12 protein-coding genes and 1 rRNA gene are annotated in these 14,403 nt (G+C 29.1%); all 13 read right to left on the reverse strand.

What is annotated here, in order from left to right; translation table 11 throughout:
- Window positions 1-160 (reverse strand): 16S ribosomal RNA (locus L3B96_RS10345); the annotation flags it as partial.
- Window positions 161-723: 563 nt separating this feature from the next.
- The gene (locus L3B96_RS10350) at window positions 724-1,644 is read right to left on the reverse strand and encodes an aldo/keto reductase (RefSeq protein WP_236895517.1); all 921 of its coding nucleotides are present in this window, start codon (window positions 1,642-1,644) and stop codon (window positions 724-726) included.
- Window positions 1,645-1,729: 85 nt separating this feature from the next.
- Window positions 1,730-2,605, reverse strand: coding sequence for a MurR/RpiR family transcriptional regulator (locus tag L3B96_RS10355; RefSeq protein ID WP_236895519.1), 876 nt, complete (start codon window positions 2,603-2,605; stop codon window positions 1,730-1,732).
- Between the two features lie 30 nt (window positions 2,606-2,635).
- Window positions 2,636-3,604, reverse strand: coding sequence for a Gfo/Idh/MocA family oxidoreductase (locus L3B96_RS10360; protein WP_238860730.1), 969 nt, complete (start codon window positions 3,602-3,604; stop codon window positions 2,636-2,638).
- 47 nt (window positions 3,605-3,651) lie between these two features.
- Window positions 3,652-4,332: a ribose 5-phosphate isomerase A gene (gene rpiA / locus L3B96_RS10365; protein ID WP_238860732.1), complete on the reverse strand. Its 681-nt coding sequence runs from the start codon at window positions 4,330-4,332 to the stop codon at window positions 3,652-3,654.
- 187 nt (window positions 4,333-4,519) lie between these two features.
- Window positions 4,520-5,053 (reverse strand): ECF transporter S component, encoded by a 534-nt coding sequence (locus L3B96_RS10370; protein ID WP_236895525.1) that lies wholly within the window; start codon window positions 5,051-5,053, stop codon window positions 4,520-4,522.
- Window positions 5,054-5,083: 30 nt separating this feature from the next.
- On the reverse strand, window positions 5,084-6,229 hold the full coding sequence (locus L3B96_RS10375) for an alanine--glyoxylate aminotransferase family protein (RefSeq protein ID WP_011968103.1): 1,146 nt from the start codon (window positions 6,227-6,229) through the stop codon (window positions 5,084-5,086).
- A gap of 289 nt (window positions 6,230-6,518) precedes the next feature.
- Window positions 6,519-6,830 (reverse strand): PTS sugar transporter subunit IIB, encoded by a 312-nt coding sequence (locus L3B96_RS10380; RefSeq protein WP_065417140.1) that lies wholly within the window; start codon window positions 6,828-6,830, stop codon window positions 6,519-6,521.
- A gap of 317 nt (window positions 6,831-7,147) precedes the next feature.
- Entirely contained in the window at window positions 7,148-8,530 is a 1,383-nt protein-coding gene (locus tag L3B96_RS10385; protein ID WP_238860734.1) for a L,D-transpeptidase family protein, read from the reverse strand.
- Between the two features lie 293 nt (window positions 8,531-8,823).
- Window positions 8,824-10,065 (reverse strand): L,D-transpeptidase family protein, encoded by a 1,242-nt coding sequence (locus tag L3B96_RS10390; protein WP_238860736.1) that lies wholly within the window; start codon window positions 10,063-10,065, stop codon window positions 8,824-8,826.
- Between the two features lie 544 nt (window positions 10,066-10,609).
- A complete protein-coding gene (locus L3B96_RS10395; protein WP_011968099.1) occupies window positions 10,610-11,509 on the reverse strand; it encodes a chemotaxis protein in 900 nt (299 codons plus the stop codon).
- A gap of 333 nt (window positions 11,510-11,842) precedes the next feature.
- Complete coding sequence (locus tag L3B96_RS10400) at window positions 11,843-12,988, reverse strand: toxic anion resistance protein (protein ID WP_011968098.1); 1,146 nt, start codon at window positions 12,986-12,988, stop codon at window positions 11,843-11,845.
- 27 nt (window positions 12,989-13,015) lie between these two features.
- Complete coding sequence (locus tag L3B96_RS10405) at window positions 13,016-14,215, reverse strand: 5-bromo-4-chloroindolyl phosphate hydrolysis family protein (RefSeq protein ID WP_077856176.1); 1,200 nt, start codon at window positions 14,213-14,215, stop codon at window positions 13,016-13,018.
- Window positions 14,216-14,403 lie beyond the last annotated feature (188 nt).

The raw sequence follows: 14,403 nt of genomic DNA on the forward strand, positions 1-14,403 counted from the left end.
CTTCCTTTCGAAAGGCTATTCCCCTCTATGAGGCAGGTTACCCACGTGTTACTCACCCGTCCGCCGCTAATCCACTCCCGAAGGAGCTTCATCGCTCGACTTGCATGTGTTAAGCACGCCGCCAGCGTTCGTCCTGAGCCAGGATCAAACTCTCAATAAAAAGTTTAATCTTAGCTTACTCAAATAAAAATTGCTGGTTTACTTAAATGTATTTATGTTATTCTGTTCAATTTTCAAAGACCAATTTTCTTTCTTACAACTTTCGTTATAATTTTATATTATTTTTTGTCACCCTCAAGCGACTTTTTTATTTTATCACTTGATTTTCAACTTGTCAACAATTTTTTTAAAATTTCAAATTCCTTTATTTAAAAGTTCTTTAATATTTCTTTCAAATTGTTTACCGCTCTTAGCGACGTCTTTTATCTTACCATTAATATTTATCTACATATACTCAATCATCTGCAATATGCAGCTTTTATATTCCAAATTCTCTCTTTATATATATAATACTACAATATCCTACTATAGATACACCTGGTATAGTTATCCAATGCATTATATTTAGATTCCTCATATTTCTTAATCATATTAACTTCTTACACTTTAAAAATTTGCTTAGACTCACTATCAATTTATTTGCCCAATGGCTTAATTTTTCACATAAAATATCTGGCTTAAAGTAAAACTTAGTTCCACTCCAAGCCAGATATCAATTTTACCTTATGGTAATTTGTTTCCTGCTGCTAGATATATTTCATACCATTCTTGTCTAGTCAATGTGATATTTGATGCTTTGCATATTTCTTTTATTCGTTCAGCATTCATAGATCCAACTATTGTTTGTATCTTTGCTGGATGTCTTAATATCCATGCAGTTGCAATTGCAGTATTAGTTACTGCATACTTTTCTGCTATTGAATTAATCTTCTTATTTAATTCTGGGAATTTATCATTATCTAAGAATACGCCTTCAAAGAAACCATATTGATAAGGAGACCATGCTTGAATAGTTATATCTTTAAGACGGCAATATTCTAATACTCCCCCATCTCTATCTATAGAAGCATCATTTTTGATATTCATATTTAATCCTGCATCTATCATTCCTGTATGCATTATACTAAATTGCAATTGATTTATAATTATTTTGTTATTCAAATATTTGTTAAGTAATTCTATTTGCATTGCAGTATGGTTACTTACTCCAAAATATTTTACTTTTCCGCTTTCGTGTAATTTAGAAAAAGCTTCTGCAACTTCTTCAGGTTCCATAAGCGTATCTGGACGGTGTAGAAGTAATGTATCTACATAATCTGTTTTTAATCTCTTTAAACTAGCATCTACTGAATTTAAGATATGTTCTTTTGAAAAATCATACATTATTCCTGGTACTATAGCACACTTAGTCTGAATGATCATTTTTTCTCTTATGGAAGAATCCATTTTAATTGCATCTGCAAAAACTTCTTCTGATTTTCCTCCCCCATATATATCAGCATGATCAAAGAAATTAATTCCTTCTTCTAACGACGTCTTGATGATCTTTTCCGCCTCGTTCTTTTCAACTGATGCCATTCGCATGCATCCAAGCCCAATTTCAGAAGCTTTGATTACGCTATTCCCAATATTTATATTATTCATCTTTATACCCTTCCTTCTTCAAATCTAATATCTATTTAAAATTTTAAATAAAATATCTACTATATCCCTCTATTGTAATTTCTCCTTATATCTTTCCTTCTGCAATAGATTGTTCGTGTTGACTAATCCAATTATATGCATCTTCTTTATCCCTTGTTAAAAGTAAGTATAAGATTTCTATAACAACCATAGCCGATACTCTAGAAAAGCTAAACTCATCTAGAAATAGTTTCTCTCTTGTTGAAGTATTTATATGATATTTGCTTTTGTTGGCAACAGGAGAATTCTCATGATTAGTTATAGAAATAGTTGTTGCCTGTCTTTCATTAGCAATTTCAAGTAAAGCTACAAGCTCTTTTGAAGCTCCTGAATTAGATATCACTATAACTACATCTTCTTTAGTTAAAGTATATGAAAATGCAAGTTGTGTTTCCCATATGGTATTGGTAACAGATGATATTCCCAACTGGTTAAACTTATATGCTCCATCCATTGCTACAGGTATTGTATTACCAACCGCTGCAAATTGAACAATTCTCGCTCCTTTAATTGCTTCTAATATTCTTTTTATATTACCTTCATTCATCATTGAAATTGTTTGTTTCAATTCTTCAATTTTATTTGCTAATATATTTTGAAGTGATTGCATTATATTATTGGAATCTAGTTCATTTGATATATTACTACTTTTTGAATTCACCATTTCTTTAGCTATTTTAATTTTCAAATCATAAAAACCTTTTAAATCACATTTTTTACAGAACCTAACTATTGTAGCTTCACTAACACTACTTTCTAATGCTAACTCAGAAACAGTCATTTCAATGACTTTTTCTTTATTATTAATTATATAATCAGCAATCTTTTTCTCTGCTTCATGTAAGCTTTTATAAATGCAAAGAATTTTATCTAGAACACTCTTTTCTATCTCTCTCACTTTAATAATTACTCCCTTAATCATCGTATTCAAGTAATTAATTCATAAAACTTCTTACTCAAAAGTATAGCTTAAATTCCATTGTTTCCTTACCTCATCCATTATATCCATGACATCAACAGACAATCTTAAAGTATCATTACCTGTTTTACTCATTACCATACTATTTACGCATTCAATTTCATATTCTAATGCTTTTGAACCATGGCCTTCTTCAATAATTTCTACACTTCCATCAGGATATGTAATTGTTGCTTTATCTGCTCTTGGAAAATTTTCAACAGTTATATATCCTAATTCTCCACATACAATTCCTCTCTTTGGCTGTTTTGCTCTCATAGTTAATGATATAACTGCCATTTCATCATCAGAATTTTTAAGAATTATACCTGACTGCTCATCCACTCCAGTTTCGAATTTCTTAACTGTAGTTAAAATTTCCTCTGGCTGACTAGAAAGAAAGTACCTTGTAAATGACAATGCATATGTTCCTATATCAAGAAGTGCACCTCCTGCTAAATCCGGACTAAAGAATCTATTTGTTACATCATATTCTTTAAGGCTTCCAAAGTTAACTTGAATCATTTTAATCTTTCCAAGTTTGCCATCATCAACAATTTTACGTAACTTTTTATATAATGGCATGTGATAAATAGTCATAGCTTCTGCCACTATTAAATTTTTTCTATTTGCCAAGTCAACTATTTCTTTTAATTGCTTTCCATTTACAGTAATTGCTTTTTCACAAAATACATTTTTATTATTAGTAAGACTCTTAATTATATATTCATAGTGATTACAATGAGGCGTCGCTATATAAACAACATCTATATTATCATCTTTTAACATCTCATCATAATCCCCATAAGCTTTTTCTATATTATATTTATTGGCAAAATCTCTTGCCTTTTCGATATTTCTTGAACCTACTGCATATATATTACCATTCACTTCATTTATAGCCTTTGCAAAATCTGCTGCAATTGTTCCAGGCCCTAATATTGCCCAATTTATTTTATTCATATCCTTCACCTCATATGTTTTAATTTTAAATTTTATTTTTGATTAAATTATTTTTGCGAAATTTCTCTAATACCTTCCTCACTTGCAATAATTACTTTTGTAATTACATTGGTAAATAACGATGTTTCTATAACTCCACAAATTCTTATTAGATTATCATTTAGTTTATGAATATCTTTTACATTATTAAAGAATACATCTACTAATAGGTTGCCATTATCACTTATAGTAAATCCATCTTTTATATCGCTACTTCTAATCACCGGTTTCCCATTTAATTCTAGTACTTTTTTTTCAACATACTTCAAAGAATCCTCTAAAACTTCAAGTACTACCGGAACATTAAATGTTAACTCTTTTTCAACTTTTGCTTCATCAACAAGGAGAATATATTCTTCTGCCATACTAGCAATTAACTTTTCCTTAGTATGAATTCCTCCACCACTTTTCAATGCATTTAATTTTTCATCAACTTGGTCACAGCCATCAAAAGCAACGTCCACTTTATCCACAGAACTTGTGTGCAAAACTTCTAAACCTTTTTCTATACAAAGCATCTTTGTTTTCACTGATGGAGTAACTATCTTTACGTTAATATTTTTATCCTGTTTTATAAATTCTATTAAATAAGCTATGCTCCTCCCTCCGCCTAGACCTACTATCATCCCATCTTTTATATATTTCATGGCTTCCTTAGCACTATTTTTCTTTAAATCGTTATCACTCATTCTCAATATCCTCCCAAATACAGTATCAAGTTAATATAATCATAATATGATATATTTATTTCGTCAACATTATTATTTACGAAATAAAGTTTCACAAAATATCATATTTTATTATAAGCTTTACTAAATGCAAAAAAATGATGCTTTAAAGTAGTATAAATCACTTTAAAACACCATTATTATATATTTAAATATACTTTTTATATCTTCTAAGTACTTTAGCAATAGGCAATCCAAGCAATAATCCAATAACAATCTGAGTCACATTTCCAGGTATTGATGCAACTGGTGATGCCCAGTTTCCATAAAGTATTCCTTCAGTAATGTAGTATCCGATTATCATCCAAATACCTGATAAGATAATTGCTAAAAGATTAAGTACAATACTATTACCTTCTTCATTTTTACTCCACGATATGGCACCAACCATGTATCCCATAATTCCTCTTACTACGAACGTAAATGGAGCCCAAAGTGCCCATCCTGATGATAAATCAAATATTGCCATTCCTACAGCAGCAGCTATAGCCCCCTTCTCTTTTCCGAAAACAATTGCTGTAACAAATAACATTACAGTTCCTAAATGAACTAATCCGCCAGTAGCTAATATTGGCAATCTAATATTTATAAATGCTGTTGCAACAAATACTAGTGCTGTTAATAGTGCTGTTTCTACCATGTCTTTTGTTTTAAATTTGCTTTTTCTTCTGTTTATTTCCATTCCTTGCCCCACCTTTGCTTAATTTAATAATTAATTATTTAAGTGTCTAATAAATGAATTTACTAATTCACCATTACTTTCAAAGCCTAGATCTTTTAGTCCGTTCTCAATTATATTTAATGCATAAAGAATCTTATCAACTTTTGCATTCTCCCCCATGTGTCCTATTCTTAAAATTATATCTTCGTATGGATTTAGTGATGTTATAATTAAAGTATTGTATTTACTCAACATATGATTTTTAAGCCTCTGAGCTCCTATGTTTTCCGGTATTTTGACTGCTGTTACTGTATTTGAATAACCATCTTCTAAAAATAATTCAAGTCCAAATTCACTAACAGCCTTCCTAGTCGCATATGCTATTTTTTCATGTCTCTTGAGCACATTTTGAATTCCTTCATCCAAAATATTATCAACCGCTTTATCTAACCCCATGATATCACTTATTGGCATTGTGTACGGAAACCACTTATTTGCGTAATAATTTTCCCAGATATTAAGATTACAGTAAAACCCTATTACTGGAGTCTTTCTATTTTTCATTGCTTCTTTAGCTTTTTCGCTGATGCTTACCATAGTTAATCCCGCTGGAGCTGAAAATGCTTTCTGAGATCCACCTAATGCTATATCAATCTTCCAATCATCAACCCTTATTTCTTCTCCACCCATTGCAGAAACAGAATCAACAACAGTTAAAATTCCATACTCATTTAATAATGGGCATATCTTAGATAAATCATTTAAAACTCCTGTTGGCGTATCGCAATGAACTATTGTTGCATACTTAAAATCATGATCCACACTTAAAAATTCATTTAACTTACTTTCATCTATAGCTTTGTTATAATCGCACGAAAAATATACCCCTTCTCCTCCGTACATTTCAACAAAGTCCTTAAAACCTCTCCCATAAATTCCATTGTCTAAAACAAGTACTCTATCACCTGGTTCAGTAAGAGATGCACATGCCGCTTCTAATCCTAAAATACCTTCCCCACTTAGTATATATACCGGATTTTTTGTCTCAATTATTTTCCCTATTTTATCACAAGTATTTTTATAGAATTCCACAAATTCTTCGTCTACGTCTGGATTAGTAGTTATCCTAGCTCTTTCTAACCTTACATTCTCTCTAACATTTGTCGGACCCGGAGCATAAACAAATTTCTCATTCACAGAATACATCACCTTCCTTTCTTCTGTATTTTAATATTAATTAAAATATCATATATAATAAAAAAAGTAAATTGTACGGATACAATATCTTTTTTATTTTAATTCTCTATTAAAATGTAACTTTCTAAATCGATCATTTTCATAAAATTAAGCCTTAAAAAGGCATAGCATCCGTAAACTCTCTAATGATAACCTACTACAAAATAAAAAATAAGCTTTCAAAAACAACTTGAAAGCTTATTTAATAGAATTTATAAATTTTTTATGAATTCTTAGATTTATTTTGCATTTATTTCTTCTCTGTTAATTTCAATGCAAAATCCAATACCTTTTGACCATTCATCATTCCATAATCAACCATTGGTATTACATCTACTGGAATTCCTAATGGCTCACAAATTTTCTTTGCCTTTCCTAATGTATATCCAACTTGTGGTCCTAACAAAGCAACATTTACACCATCCAGATTTTTATCCATTTGGCTTTCTGGAAAAGCTTCAATATCTACTTCTATACCTTTAGTCTTGGCTGCATCATTCATTTTATTAACTAAAAGACTTGTTGACATTCCTGCTGCACAAAATAATCTAATTTTTATCATATTAATTCCTCCTAAACAATGTATTTATTCTAGTGTTATTACTTAGTTAAAGTATTTACAAATTTTCTTAATTTAATTATTTAATCAATTAAACTATTTTTTGTTATTAAATAATCCTGTCTATGTTCAAATAAAACCCTATTATAGGAAAACCATTAAATATTAATTTTTCCTTTTTATTGATCGGTATGAATTTATTATATAACAATAAATTTTCTTTGTAAATGTTTTCCGCTATATCCAGCTAGGAAAAGATTAGCTTCAATAGGATAGTTGCGATTAATCTTTTATATAAATTTAATCATTTAGAACCGCAACTAATAGCAAACTATCGGAGTACCTTCCTCAATATTATTAAATAAGACCTTTGCTAGGTAATATGGTGCATTAACGCATCCATGAGAACCATTCGCTTTGTATATGTTTCCACCAAACTCTGATCTCCAGCTTGCATCATGTATACCAACATTCCCATAAAAAGGCATCCAGAAAGAAACAGAGCTACTATAATTTTCACCTTTCAAGGTAGCATCCTTTTGCTTATAATTTAATCGATAAACTCCAGTTGGAGTGGGAGAGCCTCTGCTTGCATTACCTGTAACAACATCACCTTCTATTACAAGTATTCCATTTTTGTAATACCATAAGTGTTGAATATTCATATTAATTTCCACATAAGTATTGCCTATGTCATTACTATCATGAGATAAAGCAACTTGCTTATATATAGGCTCTTTTGCTATATTTTCTCCTTTCTCAATATCTTTAATCAACTCTTTTGCTTCCTGTGAAGTATCAATTACCCATCCATAATTTCCTCCACTAACTTTTGTTATTGTTCCTAAAGATGTTTTGAAATCTCTTGTTTTTCCTGAGGTATTATACGTATTAGCAATTTTTTTCATATACTCATAGACTTTTTTTTCATCAATTTCAACAGAATAATCTTGATCTACTTTAAGCCAATTGTGTATTACTGATCCATCAATAACTTCATTATCTTCGCCGAAGGAATATGTAATTTTTGATGATGCATATTTATCGAGTATATTTTTAGCTTCTAAAACTTCCTTAGATGTTGATATATACTTAGGATTCTCATAGCAATTAATTGATTCTAAATTAATTTTCTTCTCCCCACTAACAATTGCCTTTATTAAGTGTTCATACAAAGCATCTTTATTAATCTTATTTCCATATATCTCTTTGTTAATTATATATCCATCATCTTTATATTCTAATTCAGGATTTTTAGGTGCCACTACACTGCTTCCTGTTATACAAGAAAGATTATTAAAGCTTTTCTTTAATAAATCTTCGTTATATGATACAGAATCCGTAATTGTATAATTCTTCTCTCCTAAAAAAGATAAAATCCAAGCAAATGGAATCTGCTTACTTTTCAGTTCTTTAATTTTGTCTCCTAAATCATATCTTAAGTTAATATCCGCTTCTTTTATTTCTTCCCTTGTACCATAACGTTCTTCTAATTCCACTGAATATGTGTCCATTTTAGATAATATTTCTTCTTCTGCCTCTTGCACTGTTTTACCTGAGACGTCAACTCTGTTAATTGTTGAACCAAAATAAAAATGATTGATAAAATGTATAGAAACTATTGAATATATAGCTACCAGGGCACAAATAATCATCATTATTCTTTTTGGATATTTTATGTATTGTAATATTTGTTTTATCATACTTATCCCACCTGACATCATTCAACCTTACAATTTTCATTTTTAAATCCTAAAATTATAGCTTGCACAAAAAATATATTAAGTAACTTTTATTGAAGTTTTATATTTTAATAATTATGTAATTATAATTATATTTAGAACATTTTAAATTCAATTTATTAATTATAAAATGTTTATTATTATTTATAAAAAAAGGAAAGTTCTGACCTAAAAAGATCAAAACTTTCCTTCGCATTAATTATAATTAAATAGAGCTGTTTACTCTCGTGTGTTGATTAGAAATATCTCTAATATTACTCATGAACAATAACAGGGCAGCCTGGGCTAATATTATCAAATATTGCCTTAGCTACATAATATGGTAGGTTTACACATCCATGTGAACCACCCGTCTTATATATTTCCCCTCCAAATTCATCTCTCCAACTAGCATCATGAAGACCAATATCATTCTTAATAAAAGGCATCCAAAAGCTAACTGGTGATGCATAATCTTCACCTATTAATACTGAATCTCTTTGTTTCGAATTTAAGTAAAACACTCCTGTTGGTGTTCCATGCCCAGTACTTTCATTACCTGTAACTAGATCACCTTCTACAACAAGATATCCATCTTTATAGAACCATAAATGTTGTTTACCTTTATCAACTTCAACAAAAGTATCACCAACATTACTAAAATAACTGGATATAGAGGTTTGAGTATATATTGGATATTTACTTATAGTTTGTCCGCTCTTTATATTATCTATTAGAACTTTTGTTTCCTCAGACACATCAATCATCCAACTATGGTTATTACCATTATCTCCACCACTAACCTTTATACTTGTCCCAAGTGATGATGCATAAGTATTTGCTATATTATCTACATAGTTTCTAACCATATTTTCATCAATTGTCACATTAAAATTACTATCAACACCAATCCAATTCTTTATTATTGAACTATCTAAATATTGTGTTAATCCTCCAAAATTATAAGTAATTTTAGAAGCCAAATATCTATTAAGTGTATCTCTAGCGATAACAACTGCTGGAGAATTTATTTTGAATCTAGGTTCTGAACTTTCGTAACAGTTAGCAGCTTCTAAATTCAATATTGTATCCCCATTTTGAATCGCTTTTACTATGCTTTTATATAATATATCTTTGTTTATTTTGTTTCCATAAACTTCTTTTGATATTACATAATTATTATTTACTAAGACTAAAGTAGCATTTCCAGATTGAACCACTTTACTATCATCAGAACAACTTAGTTTATTTATAGAATCCTGTAACAATTTATTATCAAATGTGATACCTGAATCAGTTTTCAAACCAATGTCAGATCCATTAATTTGTTCCTGAACTCCTCCTCTTTCCTGTAATATTAATGCATATGTTTCAGGTAACTTTTGTTTTTCATTTGTAGTTTCAGCATATGCACCTATACTATTAATAAGAGAAATAAAAAATACAATGCTCAGACAATAGAAAAAGGTTATCATCTCTTTAGCAATTTTATTAGATCTATTTTGTTTTTCTTCCATAAAAACCCCCTTATATAAGATTCTATTAATATTAAATTTTTGCACATACAAGAAATTTTTATATAAATATTGTAAAGCTGCTATATACATTATTCCCCCTTTAAACGTTCTTTGTAAAATATAAAATCTCTTGAATAATATAACATGTTATTAACAATTGTACATTACATATTATACAATATTTTCCATACAATAATCAATTGTCATATAATATTTCTCTTAAGTTAATTACATACTTATGTTAAATAACAAAATCTCAGTTGCTTGTATGGTCAGAAACTTTCTTAATCAGCTGCATTTCTAAGTGTATGTAAGAAAAATTTCCAAGTAAATATATTTTCTATTTTACTCCATTTATACAACTTTCCATTATTAATCAGTCTTTTTCATATTTTATCTGCAAACTTAAATTCATATGAAATAAAAAGGTATGAATTTTTCACCCATACCTTTAACTATCCAATTAGATTAATTTTAGTAGATCTAAAATTTACTTATTCTAGTTGTGTTTGGCATAATGATAAACACTTTAAATATGCATTTTCTAAACACCTAATAGTTTGTCTATTGTATCAACAAGATCACTTACTTCTGGCTTACTTAGCTGTGCATTTGCTCCCACTGATTCTCCCTTATGTTTTAATTCTCCCGTAATTAGTGATGAAAATATTACAACAGGAAGCTTTTTCAATGTTTCATTTTCTTTTATTTTCCTTGTCAATGTGAGCCCATCCATCTGAGGCATTTCTATATCTGTAATAAGTAATTGAGCTTCTTCAATAAATTTTTCACCTTTATTTCTTGCTAATTCTTCGAAGAAATCTAACGCTTGTTTACCGTCATCAAAAATTCTTAAATTCTTAAATCCTGCTTTTGTAAGAGTATCTTTTAATAACCTTCTAATTAAAGCAGAATCATCAGCCATAACTAATTTTATAGATGATCTATCTTTATAATCTACTTGTATAAGTCTATCTTCACTTATTCCAACACTTGGACAAATATCTGTCACTATTTTTTCAAAATCAAGCATAATTAATACTTTTCCATTTAAAAGTATATTTCCAACAGCTAATGAGTTTTCTGATAGATCATCAGGTTTTCTTATTTCATCCCATCTTATACGATGAACTCCAACTATATCATCAATATTAAATGAAACTTTTATTTTATTAAACTCACAAACTATAACCTTGGATCCAAGTTTTCCTGCCGATCTTTTTGTTAATATGTATTTTAAATCAATCAAAGTAAGTATCTCATCTCTGCATAGTATGAGGCCAGCTATCTCTGGCTTAGGATCTGGCAATTTAGTTAAGTTTGAAGGCATCTCTATTACCTCTTTAACTTTTACAACATTAATTGCATAATGATTTCCATTTGCGATAAATTCTATTATTTCTAATTCCCCAGTACCCGATTCTAGTAATATGTTATTGTTCATAATATCTCTCCCCCTTACTTAAAACCTTGTAATTGTAACATTATTTTGCAAAATATATCCTTTCACTTTTTTATAGTTATCATAGCATTGATCCTATGTTTTATATCGTATTCATAATTATAGCTTATGTATATGTTGAATAAACATATTATTCTATTTATGCCTATACTTTTATTAAATACTTACATCTATTATCGTTGCCATATATAACTTCTTTAATTATATCATTTATACATGATAATTTGTAATTAAAAAAACTAAAATTCATACTCACTGTGAAAGATACATAAGACTGTTTTACCTTAAAATGATAAAACAGAAAACATTATTTTTTTATCTTTGTCTCATTTGTAGAAGCCTATCTTTCAATTTACCTTCAATTTCTTGTAATTCAGCTTCAGCAGCTTTACGTTTTTCTCTTCCTTCAATTTGTATTCGTAAAACTTCATCAAGAGTTGATATCAACGATTCATTTGTATTCTTTAAAGTCTCAATATCAACAATTCCACGCTCAGATTCTTTAGCTGTCTCAATTGTTGACATCTTTAGTGTTTCTGCATTCTTACGTAACAGCTCATTGGTCATGTTCGTAACTTCATTTTGAACCTTGGCTGCATTGTTTGAATGAGCTACTCCAAGAGCTAATACAATTTGACTCTTCCATAGTGGAATAGTATTAACAAGAGTAGATTGTATTTTTTCTGACATTAATGAATCATTATTTTGAACGAGACGAATTTGAGGTGCCATTTGGAGTGAAATCATTCTAGTTAATTCTAAATCATGTATCTTTTTGTCAAAGCGATTGCAAAGAGCCACAAAATCATTTGTCGCCTGAGCATCTTCTGGAAGTCCACTTATCCTTGCTCTTTCTGCTAACTTAGGCAGCTCATCCTTTTCTAATTTTGAAAGCTTCTTTTTCCCAGCTAATATGTACATAGAAAGTTCTTTAAAATATACCTTATTTATTTCATACATTTTATCAAGCATAGCAATATCTTTCAAAAGCTGTATTTGATGATTTTCTAGAGCACTACAAATTTTATTAATATTCCCTTCAACCTTTTCATACTTTGCTTTCATTTGCGAAATCTTTTCTGCAGATTTCTTAAAAAGACCTAGAAATCCTTTTTTTTCTTCTACAGATTCAAAATTTTTAAGCTCACACACTACATTTGTTAACATTTCCCCGACTTCGCCTAAATCTTTTGTTTTAACGTTATTTAATGCTGTCTCAGAAAAATCTGCAATCTTCTTTTGAGCTCCTACTCCATATTGAAGAATTGAATTTGTATTATTTATATCTATTTTATCTACAAATTCATTAATCATCTTCTTCTCATCTTCTGTTAAATAGCTTTCATCAAAAATTTCTTTCTTCTTACTTTCTTCTACCTTTACATCAGTAACTTCCTCTTCAAAAGGTTCAAATGTTAAACTTGGCATCATATCTATATCTTCCTTAAATCCATCATTCACTTTTAATTCCTCCTTTTAGTTCAAGTCCTATTTTTTGAAATCATCTTTTTTAAGCCCTTCTTGAGTAAATAGTGTTTCAAGAACAGAAATATCTGTAGAAATATCTAATGCTATTTCTTCAAATAAATCGTCTAATAACTTTTCAAATGCATTATTTATGGTATCCAAAGTCTTTTCAATTTCATTTTTTGCATTTCTTATATTATCACCCTGAACCGGCTGCTCATTCAATTCTTTATATGCATTAAGAAGCTTTAAAGTCATAGGCAGATAGTGTTTTGCAAATCTATCAACTTCTTGAAGCTTTTTAGGATTCTGCTCAACATACTTAAGTATTTGATTTATAATATTCTGGAGCCTATTTAATTTTTTAGAAATTTCTTCTTTATCTATAGAACTACTTATGTCTCCTATTTGTTTAATGTAATCCCTTCCCATTTCAATTGTATTCCTTAGTTCCATCTTCACTGGATCATTGAAGTCTTTTTTTAGCTCCTCTTGTTTTTTTAATTCATCTTCATTCCTTTTCTTCAAAGATTCCTGTGAAGTCAAATAATTCTCATAAACTTCATTATTTAACATGAAATAAGTCTGCTTATCATCAATATGTCCTTGTGGAAACATATTTAATTCAATCATTTTTCTTAAATCTTTAACTACAAATTTATTTTTTTTCCTAACAGCCTCAGCTAATTCACTAATGGAGCAATAGCTATTACCTCGTAGCAATTTCACATATTCTTTAAAACGCTTCGCTCTCTTTCTTAAATTTATACCCCTTAAAGTAAAAGCTCCACTCGCCGCAAGAAAAGAAAACAATATTCCTAAGCTAATCAAATTACTCATTAAAAATTCACTCTTAAAAGAAATAAGTATTGAATATGAAATTATTAATATTCCTAATATTCCGCTTAATATAGATCCAAATATTGTATACAATGTTCCTGATATACTTCCAACTGGTCTCTTAGCAATATATTTCTGTATTTTATTTTCAGATTTTGGAACAACATTCGCGATATTTTTATATCTATTTTTTAATTCATCTTTTATCTTTTTATCAAAATACTGTGATTTATCTACAAATTTATTTCTTGTCTCTCTAACAGTTTCTTGAGCTTTATCATCAATATCTTTTTTTATCTTAGCAAAATCTATGACATCGAATGCATTTTTTATTGTATCTCTAATTTGATTTTCTAAATTAGAAAAATCTTTTTTATCCATTCCCCTGCCTCCAAATTATTTTATTAAAACTTAACTTAACATTAATTTATTTGCAACGATATATTGGCTTTATTATATCTTATTCTTGTATCCATTACAATTTGTAACATCTTTATCTCCCTTTAAAATTCTCATTCTAAGACATAAATATCCATAATTTTTTTATTTTGATTTTTATAGAAATGTAA

This window comes from Clostridium sp. YIM B02569 (assembly GCF_022320765.1).
In the GTDB taxonomy this organism is placed as follows: Bacteria; Bacillota; Clostridia; order Clostridiales; family Clostridiaceae; genus Clostridium; species Clostridium beijerinckii.